Genomic DNA, 19,144 nt, shown 5'->3' on the forward strand with positions numbered 1-19,144 from the left:
GACGCCCACGATACCGTAAATTGGGCTTGACAGCCCAGTCGCTGCGGCGTCTACTAAAGAAGTGGGCTAGAAAGCCCAAACAGTCGAGCCGTGAGGCAGGGGAGAGCCGTCGATGAAAGCAATCGTGGTAACCGATCAGGCTGCAGGACTGGGCGGGATGACGCTGACGCAGCGGCCGGAGCCGTCGGCGGCGATCAACGACGTCGTTGTCGAGGTCAGGGCCTCGGGATTCGTCCCGACGGAGTTGGAGTGGCCGTCCACGTGGACCGATCGTGCGGGCCGGGACAAGACACCGTCCATCCCGGGCCACGAGCTGGCCGGCGTGGTGCATTCGCTCGGCTACGGCACGACCGGGCTGTCGGTGGGGCAGCGGGTCTTCGGCCTGGCGGACTGGCACCGCGACGGCACCCTGGCGGAGTACGTCGCGATCGAAGCACGCAACCTCGCGCCGCTGCCCGGCGATGTCGACTTCACGGTGGGTGCGAGCCTGCCGATCTCGGCCTTGACGGCGTGGCAGGGGCTGTTCCAGCACGGCCGGATTCAGGCTGGTCAGAGCGTTCTCGCGCACGGCGCGGGCGGCGCAGTCGGGACGATGGTGACCCAGCTCGCGCGAGAGGCCGGCGCGTACGTCATCGGCACCGGGCGCGCGGCCGACCGCCAGAAGGCACTGGACTACGGTGCGCATCAGTTCCTCGATCTTGGCAACGATGCGCTGGAAGACGTCGGCGGTGTCGATCTGGTGTTCGACGTCATCGGCGGCGCCATCCAGAGGCGGTCCGCGGCGCTGGTCCGGGCCGGGGGGACGCTGGTGAGCATCGTCGGGCCGCCCGAAGCGCGGCCGGTGGATGGCCGGGCGATCGACTTCGTGGTCGAGGCCGATCGCAGCCAACTGACTGAAATCGTCCGGCGGGTGCGAGACGGTCGGCTGCGCGCGAACATCGGCGACGTCGCAGAGCTCGATGATGCCGTTGCCGCCCTCAACCCGAGCGAGCGACGTAGCGGCAAGACGATCATCCGCCTAGGTGCTGCCACGTAGCCGTCAGGGGAAGGCCGTCAGCGAAGACGGCCAGTTGACATAATGTACATTATCGGCGATGTGCTAGTGGCGCCATGCGGATCGGCGGCGCATCAGCCGCTCAATCCGGCGCGACAGCTTTCGTATACTCGGGTCGCCGGCATCCAGTCCAGCCCGGCGGAGCTCGGCGCGCGCGAGTTGCAGCCGGAGCGCTCGATCGATGCGTCGTCGTCTACGACTCGAACGACCGCGTGGGTCGGCGGGCTCGTAGTCGACGGACGACACGTTATGCAGCGTAGGCGGGACTGCAGCTGTCGTCGCGGCAAGCGGCCGGTTCCGCCCCCTAGGGCCCGGACCGGGTGGGCTGCGCGAATGCGTGTGGAACTGTCATAACGTGTGGCGGTCGACGCGCCAGGGCGCCGACGCGAGCACCGAACCCATCAGGGGACGATCGTGCGAAGGCATGCGCGGAAGGCCGGTCGCCACACGCTCCAGGTGTGCTTGCCGGGGTAGGTCCGCAGCACCACGTGCTTGCCCGCCGATCGGAGCGCGTCCGCGAACCGGGCCGTCTGCGCTTTGGTGCGGCGGTCGTCATTGCCGTAGGCCAGGAAGACGAGCGCGGGTTCGCGTTTGGCGTGCAGGAGGGCGCTCGCCGCGCGTTGCGCGCCGAGATCATGCCCCAGCGGCGGCGCGGCGCCGGTGTAGTAGCCGGACAGCCCGCACACCGCGTGTACCGGCTGGTGGTCGAGCAGCGGCAGGTAGGCCGCACCGAAGCCTCCGGACGAGAGCCCGGCATAGCTGTAGCTGCTGTTGGTGCGGAAGGTGCCGGCGACCCACCTGCGCAGGTCGACCGCGACCGAGGTGCCGATCTGCTGCTCGGCGGTGTTGACGTACCAACTGCGCTGGACGGCCGGACCGTTTCCGTCGGGGAGCACACCGATGAACGGTCCGACCCCGGACGCGGACTGTGCGGCCTGCAGGTCGCCGAGCTTCAACAGACCTTGTGGACTGCCGGGGTCGCCGTGCAGCAGGACCACGACGGGGTACCGCTGAGTGCTGTGCGCGTAGCCGGCCGGCAACATCACGATCACCTTGCGGCTCTCGTGCAGCGCGGGCGAGGGATAGGTGGTCTCGAGCAGTTGCGGCGCACTGACGACCGCGCCGCCGGCACTGTGGTAGACCCGATCGGGCGGGAGCACGCCGCGTGAGGCGGCGACACCGATCCCGCCGAGGAGTGCCGCGGCGATTGCGTAGGCGAGGAGCCGGCGCCGGGACTGCCGCCGCGGCGCCGGGCCACGTCCGAAGACGCGGCCGGCGAGCAGTCCCCACGGGAAGACCGAGACGTGCTCCCAGTCGGCCAGCTGGTGATGGACCAGCAGGCCGCCGAACAGGAACAGCACGAGGCCGACGGTCAGCCGCCGGTCCCGGACGATCCCGGCGAGCGCGCCCGAACTGGCCGCCACGATCGCGGACGCGCCGATGTCCAGGGTGTCCATGCGGGTCAGCGCCCACTGGCTCCCCCCGGCCGCGAGCAGCCCCAGTTCGGCGGCCACGCTCAGCGGCCCGGCAACGGCGGCGAAGACGGCCAGCACCGCGGCCCGCGTGTGTCCGGCCGCGACCTCATAGCTGCCCATCGTCACGAGCAGGCTCACGCAGATGCTGACCACCATGAACAGGTCGCGCGTGAGCAGGGTGGAGCTCACCAGTACCCCGTAATGGCCCCCGGTAACCGCGTGCACCGAGAACGCGCCGTCCACGAACCGGGCCGTCGGCAGTTCGAGCCCGCGCTGCAGCCGCACGAACGTGGCGATTACCGCGGCGACCAGCGCCAGCGTGACCACGGGTGGGCGCCGACGGATCGCGGGCCACGCCCGGTCCGCCGCTGTGCGGATCAGCGGTCCCAGCTCGCCGCGGACCGGTGCCCATCCCCCGTTGCGCAGCCCCGCGCGCCACCACCGGCCGCGCTTCAGTGGTTGCGGCGCAGCGCGCGGCGCAGCCCCAGCGGGCAGTACGCACGCGCGATCGCCAGTTGCGCGAACGGTTCCTGGGCACGATGCGGAATCGCCAACCACCTGGGCTCCCATCGAGGTGCGAACTTCTGCTTGTACGACCGCAGCGAGCGCGTCGGGTAGATCCGCTCCCCCAGCTCGCCGTGCGGACGGGGAACACTGGCCAGGCTGGCGAGCTGCACGCCGTTGTCCCGGTAGTGCGCGAGCGTCGTGGCGAGCAGGTAGTCCATCGCCGGGTTCGGCGCGTCCGGCCGGCGCCGCATGACGTCGATGACGCGGGCGCGCCCGTCGCGGTAGTGCCGCCAGGTGCACCAGGCCCAGATCGTTGCGTCGGGGGCGGCGACGCACCACAGGTCGGTTGCCCCGTCGGCCAGCTGCTCCAGCACGTCGCCGTGGCGCGAGAGGGTGAAGCCCAGCTCGCCGCCACGCTTGGTCCGCAGCCACTGCTGGGAGATCTCGGCGAGCGCGGGAGCATCGGGGGGCTCGAACGGCCGGACCTGCAGCCCGGCGCGGCGGGCCGAGGCGACCGCGTGCCGGATGCCTGCGCGCGGGCTCCCGGCCAGGGTGAAGTCGGCCAGGTCGAGCACGGCCTCGTCGGCGATCTCGCAGACGGCGAAGCCGCGACGGCGGAACGGTTCGGGATCCGACACCGCGACGAAGGCGGGGCGGAGCCTGCGGCGGCGCAGCTGGTGCAGGTACTGGTCGAGCGCGGTGTCCGCGAGCGCGTCGGGCGCGACCACGTCGCCCGCGGTGACCGCCCAACGTCCGGACCGCAGGTATCCGCCGGCCGCCCAGCCGTCCAGCACATCGATGACCTCGACGTCGCCGGCGGCGAGGAACGGCGCGACGCCGGTGGTGCCGAAGCGGGCGGCGAGGCGGGCGTGCGCGCGCACCTGCTCGCGATTACGCGTCGAGGGTGGCGCGAATGCCAGCGGCCCGGCAGCGACGGCGACCTGCGGCGACGCTGCACCGGGATCAGGTGGTGGCAGCAGCGTGGTCATCGCGACCGACTCCTTCGTGGACGAGCGTTCCGGCGGCGCGGCGGGTCGCGCCCGCCGCCAGGATGCGGCCGGGTTCATGTACGGATCGTGTCGTGATCATGAGAATTGGATATGCGGCGCGCGATTACCCAGCCAGTTCCTCACGTGCGCGCACTACGGTGCGCTCGTGCGCGCTCTCGTCGTCGAGGACGATTCGCGGATGGCCGACCTGCTTCGCCGCGGCCTGACCGAGAGCGGCTACGGCGTCGACGTCGTCCGCACCGGACCGGATGCCCTCTGGCAGGCCGGCGAGGTCGACTACGACGTGATCCTGCTCGACGTCGCGCTGCCCGGCATGGACGGGTTCACCGTGTGCCAGCGGCTGCGAAGCGCACAGTGCTGGACGCCCATCCTGATGCTCACCGCGCGCGCGGACGTGGCCGATCGGGTGACCGGGCTGGATGCCGGTGCCGACGACTACCTGGCCAAGCCGTTCCGCTTCAGCGAGCTGCAGGCGCGGTTGCGTGCGCTGTTGCGCCGCGGAACCGCGCCCCGGCCGTCCGTCCTGGTGGCCGGGACGTTGCAGCTCGATCCGGCCACCCGCGTCGCCCGGCGCGGCAGGACGCAGCTCGACCTGTCCGCCAAGGAGTTCGAGCTGCTGAGGCTGTTCCTGAACCATCCCGGCGACGTGCTGAGCCGCACCTACATCCTCGAGCACGTCTGGGACTTCGCCTATCAGGCCGGGAGCAACGTGGTGGACCAGCACGTGAGCGCGCTGCGGCGCAAGGTCGACCGGCCGTTCGGTGTCGAACAGTTGGAGACGGTGCGCGGGGCGGGCTACCGGTTGCTGCCCGAGGCGCGACCCGCCGCGGAGCAATGAGTCCGGCCCGATGAGCATCCGTGCGCGCCTGGCGGCGCTGTTCGCGTTGGCCACCCTGGTGCTCGTGTGGGCGGGAGCGGCGCTGTTCGTCAGTCGCCTTCAGCAGGGCCTGGTGGGCAACGTGGATCAGCGCCTCGAGACGCGCGCCGCCTCGCTCGCCGCGGAGGTCGCCGCACACCATGGCTCGCTTCCGCGGCGCCTGAGCAGCGCCAACGGCATCTATGCGCAGGTGCTCGACAAGGCCGGGCAGATCGTGGACACCTCGTCCCGTCTGCTCAACCGGCCACTGCTCGATCCCCACCAGCTGCGCGCAGCACGCGCCCGGGCCACCAGCTCGGACAGCACCGTCGGCGTCGACATCGGCGATGACACCGTGCGCCAGTCGATGCGGCTTCGGGGCGAGCCGCTGGCCGATGGCTCGGACGTGCTGGTCGTCGCGACGAGCCGGGAGGACGTCGACACGGCCGTGCACAGTGCCACCGTGCAACTGGTCGAGCTGAGTGCGGCGGTGACCGTTGTCGCGTTCGGGGGCGGCTGGCTGCTGACCCGGGCCGCCCTGCGGCCGGTGGAACGGATGCGGCGCGAGGTCGCCGCGCTGGGCGCCGGGCAGATCGCCGAAGGCATCGCGGTACCCAGGACCCGTGACGAGCTCGCACGCCTGGGCCGGACCTTCAACGGCCTGCTGGGTCGGCTGCGGGCCGCCGCCGAACGTGAACGCGCCTTCATCAGCGACGCGGGCCACGAGCTGCGCACTCCGCTCGCCGTGCTGCAGGGTGAGCTCGAGCTCGCCCAGCATTCCGGCCGCACGCGCGAGGAACTGCGCGACACGGTCGCCGTCGCGGCCGAGGAGACCGAGCGCTTGGTCCGGTTGGCGGAGGATCTGCTCTTCCTCGCTCGCGGTGACGAGGAGCCCGCGCGGCCGCTCGCCCAGTTCGACCTCGTAGCGCTGGTGGAGCAGGCCGTGCGCGGGCCGGCCGGCAGGGCGCGGGCCGGCGCGGTGTCCGTGCAGGTGACGGCACCGGCGAGCCTGCAGGTGCACGCCGACCGTGACCGGATCAGGCGAGCGCTCGACAATGTTCTGGTGAACGCGTTGCGGTTCACGCCACCCGGTGGCGTGATCGCGGTCGATGTGCGTGCGGACGATACCGACGTGGTGCTCACGGTTCGCGACACCGGCCCGGGTTTTCCCGAGGACTTCCTGCCCATGGCGTTCGAGCGCTTCTCGCGAGCCCCTGGCCAGGACGACGCGGGTGCGCAGCCGAGCGGCAACGGCCTCGGACTGGCGATCGTGCGCTCGGTGCTGGTGGGACTCGGCGGTACCGCGAGCGTGGTCAACGCAGCCGGTGGCGGGGCGATCGTCACGCTGCGCTGGCCGCCCGATCCCGGCGCCGCCTAGCACGGGTCGCCGCGCGATCGGCGCGTGGTGCCCTGAGTCCGGTGCCGGCTCAGTCCGTTGCGACGTACGCCGCGAGATGCTCGCCGGTGAGGGTCGATCGTGTGGCCACGAGATCGGCAGGCGTGCCCTGGAAGACGATCCGGCCACCGTCGTGACCGGCGCCGGGACCGAGGTCGATGATCCAGTCGGCGTGCGCCATCACCGCCTGATGGTGCTCGATCACGAGCGCCGACTTGCCCGAGTCGACGAGCCGGTCGAGCAGGCCGAGCAGCTGCTCGACGTCTGCCAGGTGCAGGCCGCTGGTCGGTTCGTCGAGGACGTACACGCTGCCCTTGTCGGCCATCTGCGTCGCCAGCTTCAGCCGTTGCCGCTCGCCGCCTGACAGCGTGGTCAGCGGCTGGCCGAGACTTAGGTAGCCCAGCCCCACGTCGGCGAGGCGCTGCAGGATCTGGTGCGCCGCCGGCGTGCGCGACTCCCCCGCGCCGAAGAACTCGGCGGCCTCGGTCACCGGCATCGCCAGCACCTCGGCGATGTTGCGGCCCGCGTACCTGTACTCCAGCACCGAAGCCTGGAAGCGCCTGCCCTCGCACTCCTCGCACACCGTGGCGACACCGGCCATCATCGCCAGGTCCGTGTAGATCACACCGGTGCCGTTGCAGGTCGGGCAGGCCCCCTCGGAGTTGGCGCTGAACAGCGCCGGCTTGACGCCGTTGACCTTGGCGAACGCCTTGCGGATCGGGTCGAGCAGGCCGGTGTAGGTCGCCGGGTTGCTGCGCCGCGAGCCCTTGATGGCGCCCTGGTCCACGCACACGACGCCGTCGCGCCCGGCCACCGAGCCGCTGATCAAGGAGCTCTTGCCGGAGCCGGCCACGCCGGTCAGCACGCACAGCACGCCGAGCGGGATGTCGACGTCGACGTCCCGCAGGTTGTGGGTGCCGGCGCCGCGGACCTGCAGCGTTCCGGTCGGGGTGCGTACCGACGGCTTCAGCCGGGCGCGATCGTCCAGGTGCCGGCCGGTGACCGTTCCGCTGGCGCGCAGCCCCTCCACGGTGCCTTCGAACATGACCTCGCCGCCGGCCGCGCCCGCGCCGGGACCGAGGTCGACGACCCGGTCCGCTATCGCGATCAGCTCCGGTTTGTGCTCCACGACGAGGACCGTGTTGCCCTTGTCGCGCAGCCGCAGCAGCAGCCCGTTCATCCGCGCGATGTCGTGCGGGTGCAGGCCGATCGTCGGCTCGTCGAACACGTAGGTGACGTCGGTGAGCGAGGAGCCGAGCTGGCGGATCATCTTGGTGCGCTGCGACTCGCCGCCGGACAGCGTCCCCGACTGCCGGTCCAGACTCAGGTAGCCCAGCCCGATCTCGACGAACGAGTCCAGCGTCTCCCCCAGTGCTGCGAGCAACGGCGCCACCGACGGCTCGTCCAGTTCGCGCACCCACTCGGCCAGGTCACTGATCTGCATCGCACACACGTCGGCGATGCTGACCCCGTTGATCTTGGACGATCGGGCAGCCGCGCTGAGCCGCGTGCCCCCGCAATCAGGGCAGACGCCGAAGGTGATCGCGCGGTCCACGAACGCGCGGATGTGCGGCTGCATCGCCTCCTTGTCCTTGCTGAGCATGGACTTCTGGATCCTGGGGATCAGCCCCTCGTAGGTCAGGTTGATGCCCTCGACCTTGATCTTGGTCGGTGCCTTGTAGAGCAGGTCGTTCAGTTCCCGCTTGCTGAACGTGCGGATCGGCTTGTCCGGGTCGAAGAACCCGCAGCCGGTGAAGATGCGCCCGTACCAGCCCTCCATGCTGTAGCCCGGTACCGTCAGCGCGCCCTCGCTGAGCGACTTGCTGTCGTCGTACAACGCGCTCAGGTCGAAGTCGGAGATCGTGCCCAGCCCCTCGCAGCGCGGGCACATGCCGCCGGTGATGCTGAAGCTCCGGCGCTCCTTCACTGTCTGTCCGCCGCGTTCGACGGTGACCGCGCCGGCACCGCTGATCGAGGCGACGTTGAAGGCGAACGCCTGGGCCGAGCCGATGCGCGGCCGTCCGAGGCGGCTGAACAGGATGCGCAGCATCGCGTTCGCGTCGGTGGCGGTGCCGACCGTGGAGCGCGGGTTGGCGCCCATCCGCTCCTGGTCGACGATGATCGCGGTCGTCAGCCCGTCCAGCACGTCCACCTCGGGCCGGGCCAGCGTCGGCATGAAGCCCTGGACGAACGCGCTGTAGGTCTCGTTGATCAGCCGCTGCGACTCGGCGGCGATCGTGTCGAACACCAACGAGCTCTTGCCCGAGCCGGAGACCCCGGTGAACACGGTCAACCGCCGCTTCGGCAGCTCGAGGTTGACGTCTTTGAGGTTGTTCTCCCGCGCGCCGAGCACGCGGATCAGATCATGGCTGTCGGCGACGGGCTGCGCGGTCGGCGCGGCCTTCGCCTGGGCGGCCGGGGTCACTGGTCTGCTGCCTCCCATACGAAACCGTCCGGGTCGACGAAGGGGCCCGCGGATCCGGCGATAGCGATCCGATGCGATCCGCTGCCGTCCGGCGGAACGCCCGCATCCTTGGCGAGGGCGCGACGTCCGTAGAGCGCGAACTTGACCGGTGCGTCGGCCGTGTCGAACTGGACGTACTTGCTGCCGAAGCTCTTCCCCACCACGAGGCCGCGATCGACGTAGAACCGTTTGGTCGCCTTCACGTCGGCGACGCCGATCAGGAGCACGAGCTCGTCGATCGCCCGGGTCGGCGGCCCGGTGTCCTTCTTCGCGGACGTCGCCACCTTCCAGATCGTGCCGTCGGGTGCCTGCACGACGCCGCCGTAGCCCCACAGGCTCTTGTCGGCCGGCTTCAACGCAGCGGCGCCGTGCTGCAGCGCGGAGTCGAGCAGGCTGTCGACGGTGCTCGGCTGGGACACCACGAGCGAGAGGGTGAACCCGCGGAAGCCGCTCGTCGCCGCCTCGGACGCACGCGCGCGCACCTGGGCGCCCACCCCGAGCGCGGAGCAGAACGACTCGGTCGCGGCCGGATCGGGAACCTCCAGGATCAGCGCCTCGATGAACGCCATCTCAGCGCAGTTCCTGGATCCGGACCATGTTGCCGGCCGGATCGCGCAAGGCGCAGTCGCGCATGCCGTACGGCTGTTCGGTCGGCTCCTGCACGACCTCGGCAGCGCTGGCCTGGACCTGCTCGAAGGTGGCGTCGAGATCCCTGGTGGCCAGCAGGATCCAGCCGTAGGTGCCCTTGGCCATCATCTCGGCTATGGTGCGGCGCTCGTCGTCGGTGATGCCGGGATCGGCGCCGGGAGGCGCCAGCAGGATGGAGGTCTCGGGCTGGCCGGGCGGACCCACGGTGATCCAGCGCATCGTGCCGCTGCCGACGTCTGTGCGCACCTCGAAGCCGAGAACGTCGCGGTAGAAGGCCAGCGATGCGTCCGGATCCTCGTGCGGGAGAACGGTGGTGTGAATGCTGATGTCCATGCCGATCACGCTAGCTGCGGCTCGAGCGCCGGTGCTTCTCGATTCCTGACCGGTCTGGTCACCTTCTTCGCCACGCACGCCGGGAGCCCGGGCGTGGCCTGCGCCGCACGGCGTCGGTACGCGCTCGGTGACATGCCGACGAGCTCGGTGAACCGTGTGCTGAAGGTGCCGAGGGACGCGCAGCCCACCGCGAAGCAGATGTCGGTGACGCTCAGATCGCCTCGGCGCAGCAGCGCCATCGCGCGCTCGATGCGCCGCGTCATCAGATAGGAGTACGGCGATTCGCCGTACGCGCGCCGGAACTCGCGGCTGAGATGGCCGGCGGACATGTGTGCGTCGCGCGCGAGCGCCTCGACGTTCAGCGGCTGCGCGTACTCGCGGTCGATCCGGTCGCGAACCCGGCGCAACCGTGCGAGGTCTGCCAGTTGCTGCTTCGCGGCGGTGCTGCTCGTCACCCGCACGATGGTGCCACACTGCTCCCCTGGCGGCTCCCTCGTCGGAGATCGCGCCGTCCATGCTGCAAAGCACAGTTTGCAAAGATTGCTTTGCAAAGCTATCTTGGCTCCATGGCAACGGCGAAGCGGCTGGAGATGGACGCGGCCGCCCTCAAGGCACTGGCCCATCCGATGCGGGTGCAGATCCACCGGATCCTCGCGCTGCGCGGCCAGGTGAGCGTGACCAGCCTGGCCGAGGAGCTCGGCGAGAGCACCGGGGCGACCAGCTACCACCTGCGTCAGCTCGCCCGGCACGGACTCGTCGAGCAGTGCGACCCACCCGAAGGCGGCGGGCGCCAGCGCTGGTGGCGGATGGCGGTCGACGAGATCCACATGAAGGGCTTCGAGTTCCTGGAGAACCCCGAGACGAGCGAGGCGGTCGGCTTCCTGCTGCGCGAATACCAGCAGGACCGCAGCCGCAAGTTGGCGAACTGGTACGCGACGGCGACCCAGTGGCCGGTGGAGTGGCAACGGGCCTCGAGCGATGCCGACGGACGCCTCGAGCTCAACCCCAAGCAGACGCGCGCCCTGTCCGACGAGCTGCATGCCGTGATCGAGAAGTACAACAAGCTCAAGCCGGGGCGCGGCGCCCGCCAGGTCGACGTCCAGTACGCCGTCTTCCCGTCCGACACCGGGGAGCGTCCGTGAAGGCGATGGACGCCGGGTTCTGGCGCCTGTACAGCAGCAGTGCCACGTCGAACCTCGCCGACGGCGTGGGCCGGGCGGCGCTTCCGCTGCTGGCGACGCACTACACGCGCAACCCGGTGCTGATCTCCAGCCTGGCCAGCCTGTCCTTCCTGCCGTGGCTGTTCTTCGCGCTCCCGAGCGGGGCGCTCGTCGACCGCGTCGACCGCCGTTACGCGATGGCGGCCGCGAATGCGGTGCGCGCGGCCGCGGCGCTCACCCTCGGCGTGCTCGCGGCCGCCGGTGCCGCCAACATCGTGGTGCTGTACGTGGTCGCGTTCGCTCTCGGTCTCGCCGAGACCGTCTACGACAGTGCGATCCGAGCGATCCTGCCGCAGCTGGTGCGCAAGGATCGGCTCGATTCGGCGAACGGCCTGCTGACGGTCGAGGAGACGCTCGGTCAGGTGTTCCTCGGCGCACCGCTGGGTTCGGTGCTGCTGGTGCTCGCGATCGCCGCGCCGTTCCTGATCAACGGGGTCGGCTTCGTCATCGCGGCGCTGCTGGTGTTGAGCCTGCGCAGCAGCTTCCGCCCGGTCCGGGCGAGTGCGCCGGTCTCGATCCGCCGCGACGTCGCCGACGGGGTGCGCTGGCTCGTGCGGCACCGCTTCCTGCGCAACCTGACACTCGTCTCGGCCGCGACCGGGTTCCTGCAGAGCATGGCTTCTGCGTTGCTGGTGCTGTACGTGCTGGAGATCTTGCATCTGCCGCAGGGCGACTTCGGGTACGTCCTGATCGGCGCCGGGATCGGCGCCGTCATCGGCGGGACAACCACGCCGGTGCTGGCCGCGCGGCTGGGCAAGGGCCCGATGTTGGTCCTCGGAGCCGTCGTGTCCGCTGCCGGGCTGCTGCTGATGGGGCTCGTCAGCAACGGGTACGTGGCGGGGGTCCTGTTCGCGGTGTCCAGCTCGGGCGTCATGGTCTGGAACGTCCTGACGATGTCGCTGCGCCAGGCGCTCATCCCGCACGAACTGTTCGGCCGCGTGCAGGGCGCCTACCGCACGCTGGTGTGGGGCGCCATCCCGCTCGGCTCGCTGACCGGCGGTGTGGTCGCACACGCGTCCGGACTGCGTTGGGTGTTCGTGACCTCCGGCGCGGGCCTGCTGCTGATGGCGGTGGTGCTGGCGCTCGTGTTGCGCGGACACGCCGACGAACTGACAGCCGAGCCGGTGACCACCGACGGCGCGGTCGACGCGGTCGACGCGGTCGGCGCGGTCGGTCCGGCCGCGCCCGTCGCCTGACGGATCGGTTCAGCCAAGCGGTTTGGTCCGTGCCGCAGGCGGTTAGTGTCAGGCCATGGGGCGTGGTGAGCGGGAACGGGTGGGCGTCTCGCGCGCCATGGCCGTGACACCGGAGCGGGTCTTCGCCGAGCTTTCGGACGCCTGGATGTTCACCGGCTGGGTGGTCGGCGCGTCGCACATTCGCGACGTCAGCGACGACTGGCCGAACCCGGGCAGCCGGCTGCTGCACACCGTCGGGCCGTGGCCACTGACGATCAGCGATCACACCGAGGTCCTGGAACTGGATGCGCCGCGCCGGTTGGTGATGCAGGCGCATGCGTGGCCGGTCGGCGAGGCGCGCATCGAGGTGGTGGTGGAGCCGACCGCCGAAGGCTCCGTGGTGACGATGACCGAATGGCCGGTACGTGGCATCGGCCGTTGGCTGCGCAACCCGCTGCAGGATCTCATCCTGCGCCGCCGCAACCTCGAATCGCTGGCCCGGCTCGCCTCGATCGCGGAGAAGCGCCCTGATCCGGCGGCGGGCAAGCGGCCCGACGCTCAGCGGTAGATGCGCCGGTGCGCCGCGTTCACCAGCGCTGCCCGAGCCCGGCCACGCAGCCCGTCGCGACCGAGCGCCGCCCGCGCCGCATTCGCCCCCGGGCCGCCGTGCACTCCCCCGCCCGGATGGGCCGATGCGCCGGCAAGGTAGAGCCGCTCGATCGGCGTCTCGCTGCGTGCCAGCCCGGGGACCGGCCGGAAGATCAACTGCTGATGTAGCGATGCGGTACCGGCGTTGATCGCCCCGGCCCGCAGGTTGGCGTCGGCCGCCTGCAGGTCCGCCGGCGCCTGCACCGATCGGGCCAGCACGGACCCGCCGAACCCCGGAGCGTGCCGCTCGATCACGGCCTCGACCCGCTCGACGTGTTCGGCGATCTCCTCGGGCCGGTACTCCGTGCGCCGGGCCGGCAGGTGCGTGTAGGCCCACGCCGACTCGGTACCGGCGGGCGAGCGCGTCGGGTCCGCTGTGGTCATCTGGCCGAGCACCACGAACGGCTGGTGCGGAATGTGCTTGGTCGCCAGGTCGGCGGCGTAGTGCGTGAGGCCGTCCAGGTCCACGCCCAGGTGGACCGTGCCCGCGTCGCGCGCCGCCTCCGCAGTCCAGCGGATCGGCGCGTCCAGCGCCCAGTTCACCTTCAGGGTGGCCATGTCCCATTCGAAGGCGTGCACATCGTCGGCGAGCCGGGCCGGTAGCCGGTCCAGTCCGACCAGGTCGCGGTACAACGCCGGCGCGGCGACGTCGGCCAGCACTGCCCGCCGCGCCGCGATCCGTTCGCCGGACTCCAGCACCACCGCGTCCGCCCCGTCGGCGCCGATGCCGATGCGCACCGCCCTGGCGCCGGTGCGCAGCTGCCCGCCGCGGGCGAGCAGCCGGGCGAGCAGCGCTTCGGTGATCCGGCCGGAACCGCCGACCGGCACCGGGAAGCCCACCTGTTGCCCGAGCATCGCCAGCAGCCAGCCGTACAGCGCGCTGCCGGCACCCTCCGGCGGCAGGTCGGTGTGCAGCGCGTTCCCAGCCAGCAGCAGCGGGGCGCCGGCGCCGGCGAACCGCTCCTCGCCCGCCCGGCGTACCGGCGTGAGGCCGAAACGCGCGAGGCGCAACGCATCGGCTGCGCCGAGCCGGCGGAGCAGCCGCAGGGCCGGACGCACCGGCGGGAAGGGGGTGAACAGGGCGTCCAGCAGGGGTTCTCGGATCCGCTCGAACTCGGCGTACATGGCGCGCCAGACGGCGCCGTCGCCGGGCGCGAACGCCTCGAGCGAGGCGGCGGTGCGGTCCAGCTCGCGGTACAGCGTGGCGGCGCGATCGTCGGGCAGGACATGGCTGACCACTGCGGGGGCGTGCACCCAGCGCACGCCGTACGCGGGCAGGTCCAGCCCGTCCAGCACGGGCGACGCGGCGCCGAGCGGGTAGAACGCGCTGAACAGGTCCGTCACGAAGCCGGGACGGACCGATTCGTCCGATCGCACCGCTCCCCCGGGCGCTGAGTTCGCCTCCACGACGACCACGTCCCAGCCCGCATCCGCGAGCAGGTTGGCTGCGACCAGACCGTTGTGCCCGGCGCCGACCACGACCGCGTCAGGCATGCCGGTCAGCGCCCTGCGGAGAACTCATCCTGCTCATCCTAGGCAGTTGTTCGCGGATCAGCTGTGACAGCGGCGGCCCCACCGGCTCGGCGCCGTACTCTGGACAAACAGGTCCAGACCGGCGCCGAGCGCCGACCAAGTCCGTAGGAGTACATCAAGAGTGAGCGATCTCCTCGAGCCGGACGCGCAGTTCGACGACGAGCCGGAGCCGGGCTCCCGCAGGCACGCGGTGTGGGCGCTGGTCGTGCTCGGCTGCCTGGCACTGCTCATCGCGAGCCTGATGGTGTTCCTCGGCGGCGGCAAGGACAACAAGAAGGCGAATGCCGGCCTCACCGCACCACTCGTCACGGGGCCCGCGGTGACGACGACCCCCTCAGCCACCCACACGAATGCGGCGGCGACCAGCTCGCAGGCCGCCCCGACGACGCAGGCTGCGCCGAGCACGACACCGGCCGGACGCACCCGCAGCGGCAACCCCTGCCCGAACCGGGCGGCCTCGTGCGCGGTGGACGGCGACGGCGGCGCGATCGCGGCGGTGAACGCGTTCCGGACCAAGCACGGGCAGCCGGCGGTGCAGGGATCCGTCACCCAGGCGGCGCAGACCTGTGCGGCGAAGAACGGCAGCGGAGCCACCTGCGTCCCGCACTACGCCTACACCTCGCTGCCGAGCCAGGACGGGACGAAGGCGGTCGCCAAGATCGCCGACTTCGCCCAGAAGTGGCTGCTGGATCCGAAGATGAGCACGTTCAGCGTCGGCTGGGCCTACGTGCGGGGCACCTACGAGTGCGTCCTGCTCAAGGCGCCCTGACCGGGACTCAGAACCAGTCGTCGTCGCGCGACCAGGTGATCAGGTTGTCCAGGATCCCCGGCGTCGGCTCGGCCGGCTCGGTGGCGGTGTAGGCGCCGCGGTAGAACAGCAGCGGGCGCTCGTCGCGGTGATCGCCCAGCGCGAGCACCCGGCCGAGGACGATCCAGTGATCGCCACCGTCGAGTACCTCGTGCACGGAGCAGTCGAGCCAGCTGAGCACCCCGCTCAGCACGGGTGCGCCGGACGGGGCGGCGGACCAGGCCACGCCGGCGAACTTGTCTGCCCCGGCCCGGCCGAACGCGGCGCTGACATCGCGCTGCGAGTGGGCCAGGACGTTCACGCTGAACCGCCCGGCCGCCTCGATCAGCGGCCAGGTGCGTGAGGACTTGCCCGGGCAGAACAGCACCAGTGGCGGGTCGAGTGACAGCGCCGCGAACGACTGGCACGCGAAGCCGACCGGCTCGTCGCCGGAGATCGCCGCGACGACCGTGACGCCGGTGCAGAAGTGGCCCAGCGCCCTGCGGAACGTGCCGGCGTCGATCGTCGGCGGGCTCACCGGTACCGCGCACCCAGGGTGAAGTCGTGGCCCCACAGGCTGACCGCGGTGCTCTCCCGCGCCACCCACGAGCCGTCGTCGACCTGCCGCCCCTCGCAGCCGAACTCGACGTCGAAACCACCAGGTGTCTTCAGGTAGAACGAGAGCATCAGGTCGTTGACGTGCCGCCCCAGCGTCGCGGACATCGGCACCTTGCGGCGCAGCGCCCGGTCCAGGCACAGCCCGACGTCGTCCGGCTCGGCAACCTCGAGCATCAGGTGCACGATGCCGGACGGCGTGGGCATCGGCAGGAACGCCAGGCTGTGGTGCCGGGGGTTGCAGCCGAGGAACCGCAGCCACGCGGGCCGGCCGTCGGCGGGTCGCCCGACCGCCTGGGGTGGCAGCCGCATCGAGTCGCGCAGCCGGAATCCCAGCACGTCCCGGTAGAAGCGCAGCGACTCGGCGTCGTCGGTGCACGACAGGACGACGTGCCCCAGCCCCTGCTCGCCGGTCACGAAGGTGTGCCCGTACGGGCTGATCACTCGCCGGTGACGCAGCGCCAGGCCGTGGAAGACCTCCTGCAGGTTTCCGGACGGGTCCTCGAAGCTGATCAGCTCGTCGACCCGCCGGTCGGCGAGCTCCTCGGCGGTGCCCGCCTGGAACGGCACGCCGGCGGCGTCCAGCCGCTCGCGCACCTCCTGCAGTGCGGCGGCGTCGGCGGCCTCCCACCCGCTCGCGGCCAACCGGTCACGCTCGCCAGGGACGATCACGAGGCGGGACGGGAAGTCGTCCATGCGCAGGTAGAGCGCACCGGGCGTCGTGCCCTCCCCCTCGATCAGGCCGAGGACCTTCAGCGCGTACTGCCGCCAGGCCGGCACATCGGTGGCCTCGATGAGCAGGTAGCCGAGCGAACGGATGGCACTGCTGGTCACAGCCACGCGTCCTGGACCTTCAGCCCCAGCTCGTACCGGCCGAACAGCACGCCGGCCTTCTCCGGGTCGTTGATCGCGTGCACCCGGCCGGCGTGCGCGTCGCGCCAGAACCGCTGGATCGGCGTGCCGGCCCGCAGCGCCCGCCCGCCCGCGCTCTCGAACAGCCGGTCGACGGCCGCGATCGCAGCCGCCGTGGCGGCTACCTGATCGCGCCGCGCCCGCACCCGAAGCGGCATCGGCAGCCGCTCCCCCGCACCGGCGAGCTCGAGCCCCTCGGTGATGTTGCGCTCGATCGCCAGCACCGCGCCGTCCAGGCTCGCCGCGGCCTCCGCGATGCGCAACTGGTTGAACGGGTCCTCTGCCGCGCCCGCCGGTGGAGGCGCGGACCCGTTCGCGTGTCCAGCCGACATAGGCCTCGTAAGCCCCGGTGGCCATGCCGACGACCGGCACCGAGACGGAGTTGGAGAAGACCATCGCGAACGGCAGCCGGTACAGCGGCGCGGTGTTCTGCTGCTGGCCCGGGCCGTAGCACCGCCCGGTGTCCAGGAAGCTCAGCGTGCGGTACTCGGGGACGAAGGCCCGGTCGACGATGATGTCGTTGCTGCCGGTGCCGCGCAGCCCGATCGTGTCCCAGACGTCCTCGATCAGGTAGTCCGAGCGGGGCAGCAGGAACGTGCGGAAGTCGGCGATCGAGCCGTCGTCGTCGGTGACCAGCCCGCCCAGGAAGATCCACTGCGCGTGGTGGCAGCCGGAGGAGAAGCTCCAGCGCCCGCTGAACTCGAATCCCCCGCCGCCGCCTGCCGGAGTCGCCCGGCCCATCGGTGCGTAGGAGGAGGAGATCAGCGCGTTGCGGTCCGCTCCCCAGACCTCCTGCTGCGCGCGGTCGTCGAACAGCGCCAGCTGCCACGGGTGCACGCCGAGCACCGAGCTGACCCAACCGGTCGAGCCGCATGCGCCGGCGATCGCCCGCACGCCGCGGTAGAACTCGATCGGCGAGGCTTCCAGGCCACCGAAGCGGGCCGGTTGGAGCAGCCGGAAGAAGCCGGTGTCCTGCAGCGCCTTCACGCTGTCGTCCGGCAGCCGGCGCAGGTCCTCGGTCTCCTGCGCACGCTCACGCAGCACCGGGAGCAGATCTTGGACCGCGGCCAGGACCTCGTCAGTAGCGCGACCCGTCATCGTGACCTCCGCCGTGCGCAGCTGACCATTCATCCGGCAAGACTAGAACCAGTTCTTGTCTCTGTCGATCCGGCGGCATGCCGCATGTGCCAGGCAGCTAAGCGACAGCTTGCGTTGACCGCGGCAGTGCGGCACGATTTCTGTAACGTGTTCTTATTGTGAGTTCACCCGATTCCCTGGTCATTGGGGACGGTCTGCCGGGAGGTGGCATGGTGCCAGCGGCCGAGCTCGATACCGATCCGGTTCGCGCGATCGACGCCGGTGCGGTCCCCGAGCGATTCGCGCGCGGCTGGCACTGCCTGGGGCTCGCGGCGTCCTTCCGGGACGGGCGCCCGCACGCGGTGCAGGCGTTCGGCACCAAGCTGGTGATCTTCGTGGACGAGCAGGACGCGCTCTGCGTGCTGGACGCGTACTGCCGGCACATGGGCGGTGACCTGAGCCAGGGCACAGTCAAGGACGGCAGGATCGCCTGCCCGTTCCACGACTGGCGCTGGGCCGGCAACGGGCGCTGCGCCGCGATCCCGTACGCGCGGCGGGTGCCGCTGCGTGCGCGCACCAGGGCGTGGACCACGCTGGAGAAGAACGGGCAGCTGTTCGTCTGGAACGACCCCGAGGGCAACCCGCCTCCGCCAGAGGTCGAGATCCCCGCGATCGAGGGAGTCGGCTCGGGCGAGTGGAGCGACTGGGTCTGGACCACGATGACGATCGAAGGCTCCAACTGCCGGGAGATCATCGACAACGTCGCGGACATGGCGCACTTCTTCTACATCCACTTCGCCTTTCCGACGTACTTCAAGAATGTCTTCGAAAAGCACGAGGCGACGCAGTACATGCAATCGCGCGGCCGGCCCGACCTCGGTGCCGGCTCGAACTACAGTGCCAACTCGAACTACAGCGGCGACAACGAACTCAGGTCGGAGGCGACCTACTTCGGCCCGTCGTACATGATCAACAGGCTGTGGAACGACTTTCAGGGCACCACCGTCGAGTCGGTCCTCGTCAACTGCCACTACCCGATCGACGCGAACTCCTTCGTGCTGCAGTACGCGGTGATGGTGAAGAAGATGCCGGGTGTCGACTCGGAGTTGGCGAACACGATCGCGGGCAAGTTCGCCAAGAGCTTCAAGGTCGGCTTCGAGCAGGACGTGGCGATCTGGCAGAACAAGAGCCGGATCGACAATCCGCTGCTGTGCGAAGAGGACGGGCCGGTGTACCAGCTACGCCGCTGGTACCAGCAGTTCTACGTCGACGCCGCCGACGTCACCGACGAGATGACCGCCCGCTTCGAGTTCGAGATCGACACGACGCGCGCCGTCGAGGCGTGGGAGCAGGAGGTTGCCGACAACCTCGAGCGCCGGCGTGACGACGGATCCCGCGAGGGCGTCGAGGCCGCAGCGCGGTAGCAGCAGCGGG

At 70.8% G+C, this 19,144-nt stretch carries 17 protein-coding genes and 1 pseudogene; 8 read left to right on the top strand and 10 right to left on the bottom strand.

Annotated features, from left to right (window positions below):
• Positions 1–112 precede the first annotated feature (112 nt).
• The gene (locus M6B22_RS21455) at positions 113–1,036 is read left to right on the top strand and encodes an NADP-dependent oxidoreductase (protein ID WP_407935571.1); all 924 of its coding nucleotides are present in this window, start codon (positions 113–115) and stop codon (positions 1,034–1,036) included.
• Between the two features lie 419 nt (positions 1,037–1,455).
• On the opposite strand, the gene M6B22_RS21460 is transcribed toward M6B22_RS21455, so the two are convergent.
• Both M6B22_RS21460 and M6B22_RS21465 read right to left on the bottom strand, forming a co-directional pair.
• Positions 1,456–2,856 carry an alpha/beta hydrolase gene (locus tag M6B22_RS21460; RefSeq protein ID WP_269443607.1) on the bottom strand — a complete coding sequence of 467 codons (1,401 nt, stop codon included), beginning with the start codon at positions 2,854–2,856 and terminating at the stop codon, positions 1,456–1,458.
• Positions 2,857–2,981: 125 nt separating this feature from the next.
• The gene (locus tag M6B22_RS21465; RefSeq protein ID WP_269443608.1) at positions 2,982–4,025 is read right to left on the bottom strand and encodes a DUF2156 domain-containing protein; all 1,044 of its coding nucleotides are present in this window, start codon (positions 4,023–4,025) and stop codon (positions 2,982–2,984) included.
• Positions 4,026–4,191: 166 nt separating this feature from the next.
• Here M6B22_RS21465 and M6B22_RS21470 point away from each other — a divergent pair, with 166 nt between their 5' ends.
• Positions 4,192–4,884, top strand: a complete 693-nt coding sequence (locus M6B22_RS21470) for a response regulator transcription factor (protein WP_407935763.1) — start codon at positions 4,192–4,194, stop codon at positions 4,882–4,884.
• 10 nt (positions 4,885–4,894) lie between these two features.
• A complete protein-coding gene (locus M6B22_RS21475; protein WP_269443610.1) occupies positions 4,895–6,280 on the top strand; it encodes a sensor histidine kinase in 1,386 nt (461 codons plus the stop codon).
• 49 nt (positions 6,281–6,329) lie between these two features.
• Here the strand turns inward: M6B22_RS21475 and M6B22_RS21480 are convergent, their stop codons facing one another.
• From M6B22_RS21480 to M6B22_RS21495, 4 genes are read right to left on the bottom strand one after another with little or no spacing between them, the layout of a single operon-like run.
• Positions 6,330–8,741 carry an ATP-binding cassette domain-containing protein gene (locus M6B22_RS21480; RefSeq protein ID WP_407935572.1) on the bottom strand — a complete coding sequence of 804 codons (2,412 nt, stop codon included), beginning with the start codon at positions 8,739–8,741 and terminating at the stop codon, positions 6,330–6,332.
• A complete protein-coding gene (locus tag M6B22_RS21485; protein ID WP_269443612.1) occupies positions 8,720–9,331 on the bottom strand; it encodes a VOC family protein in 612 nt (203 codons plus the stop codon). Before M6B22_RS21485 ends, M6B22_RS21480 begins: the two co-directional genes overlap by 22 nt.
• A gap of 1 nt (position 9,332) precedes the next feature.
• Positions 9,333–9,743 carry a VOC family protein gene (locus tag M6B22_RS21490; RefSeq protein ID WP_269443613.1) on the bottom strand — a complete coding sequence of 137 codons (411 nt, stop codon included), beginning with the start codon at positions 9,741–9,743 and terminating at the stop codon, positions 9,333–9,335.
• Between the two features lie 5 nt (positions 9,744–9,748).
• On the bottom strand, positions 9,749–10,198 hold the full coding sequence (locus M6B22_RS21495; RefSeq protein WP_269443614.1) for a helix-turn-helix transcriptional regulator: 450 nt from the start codon (positions 10,196–10,198) through the stop codon (positions 9,749–9,751).
• Between the two features lie 111 nt (positions 10,199–10,309).
• Here M6B22_RS21495 and M6B22_RS21500 point away from each other — a divergent pair, with 111 nt between their 5' ends.
• From M6B22_RS21500 to M6B22_RS21510, 3 genes are read left to right on the top strand one after another with little or no spacing between them, the layout of a single operon-like run.
• Positions 10,310–10,885, top strand: coding sequence for an ArsR/SmtB family transcription factor (locus M6B22_RS21500; RefSeq protein WP_269443615.1), 576 nt, complete (start codon positions 10,310–10,312; stop codon positions 10,883–10,885).
• A 5-nt stretch (positions 10,886–10,890) separates the two neighbouring features.
• On the top strand, positions 10,891–12,159 hold the full coding sequence (locus M6B22_RS21505) for an MFS transporter (RefSeq protein WP_269445853.1): 1,269 nt from the start codon (positions 10,891–10,893) through the stop codon (positions 12,157–12,159).
• Positions 12,160–12,214: 55 nt separating this feature from the next.
• Positions 12,215–12,706, top strand: a complete 492-nt coding sequence (locus M6B22_RS21510; RefSeq protein ID WP_269443616.1) for an SRPBCC family protein — start codon at positions 12,215–12,217, stop codon at positions 12,704–12,706.
• On the opposite strand, the gene M6B22_RS21515 is transcribed toward M6B22_RS21510, so the two are convergent.
• Positions 12,697–14,280 (bottom strand): phytoene desaturase family protein, encoded by a 1,584-nt coding sequence (locus M6B22_RS21515; RefSeq protein WP_269443617.1) that lies wholly within the window; start codon positions 14,278–14,280, stop codon positions 12,697–12,699. The two genes, M6B22_RS21510 and M6B22_RS21515, sit on opposite strands and share 10 nt — an antisense overlap.
• Before the next feature lie 160 nt (positions 14,281–14,440).
• On the opposite strand from M6B22_RS21515, the gene M6B22_RS21520 reads away from it, so the two are divergent.
• On the top strand, positions 14,441–15,088 hold the full coding sequence (locus tag M6B22_RS21520; RefSeq protein ID WP_269443618.1) for a hypothetical protein: 648 nt from the start codon (positions 14,441–14,443) through the stop codon (positions 15,086–15,088).
• A 7-nt stretch (positions 15,089–15,095) separates the two neighbouring features.
• Here the strand turns inward: M6B22_RS21520 and hsaB are convergent, their stop codons facing one another.
• From hsaB to hsaA, 3 genes and pseudogenes are all read right to left on the bottom strand, one after another.
• Positions 15,096–15,644: a 3-hydroxy-9,10-secoandrosta-1,3,5(10)-triene-9,17-dione monooxygenase reductase subunit gene (gene hsaB / locus M6B22_RS21525; protein ID WP_269443619.1), complete on the bottom strand. Its 549-nt coding sequence runs from the start codon at positions 15,642–15,644 to the stop codon at positions 15,096–15,098.
• Positions 15,641–16,555: an iron-dependent extradiol dioxygenase HsaC gene (gene hsaC / locus M6B22_RS22035; protein ID WP_407935573.1), complete on the bottom strand. Its 915-nt coding sequence runs from the start codon at positions 16,553–16,555 to the stop codon at positions 15,641–15,643. Before hsaC ends, hsaB begins: the two co-directional genes overlap by 4 nt.
• Positions 16,552–17,731 (bottom strand): annotated as a pseudogene (gene hsaA, locus M6B22_RS22325) (3-hydroxy-9,10-secoandrosta-1,3,5(10)-triene-9,17-dione monooxygenase oxygenase subunit). Before hsaA ends, hsaC begins: the two are co-directional and overlap by 4 nt.
• Before the next feature lie 209 nt (positions 17,732–17,940).
• On the opposite strand from hsaA, the gene M6B22_RS21535 reads away from it, so the two are divergent.
• Complete coding sequence (locus tag M6B22_RS21535; protein WP_269443621.1) at positions 17,941–19,134, top strand: Rieske 2Fe-2S domain-containing protein; 1,194 nt, start codon at positions 17,941–17,943, stop codon at positions 19,132–19,134.
• Positions 19,135–19,144: the final 10 nt, after the last annotated feature.

It is taken from the genome of Jatrophihabitans cynanchi (assembly GCF_027247405.1).
In the GTDB taxonomy this organism is placed as follows: domain Bacteria; phylum Actinomycetota; class Actinomycetes; order Mycobacteriales; family Jatrophihabitantaceae; genus Jatrophihabitans_B; species Jatrophihabitans_B cynanchi.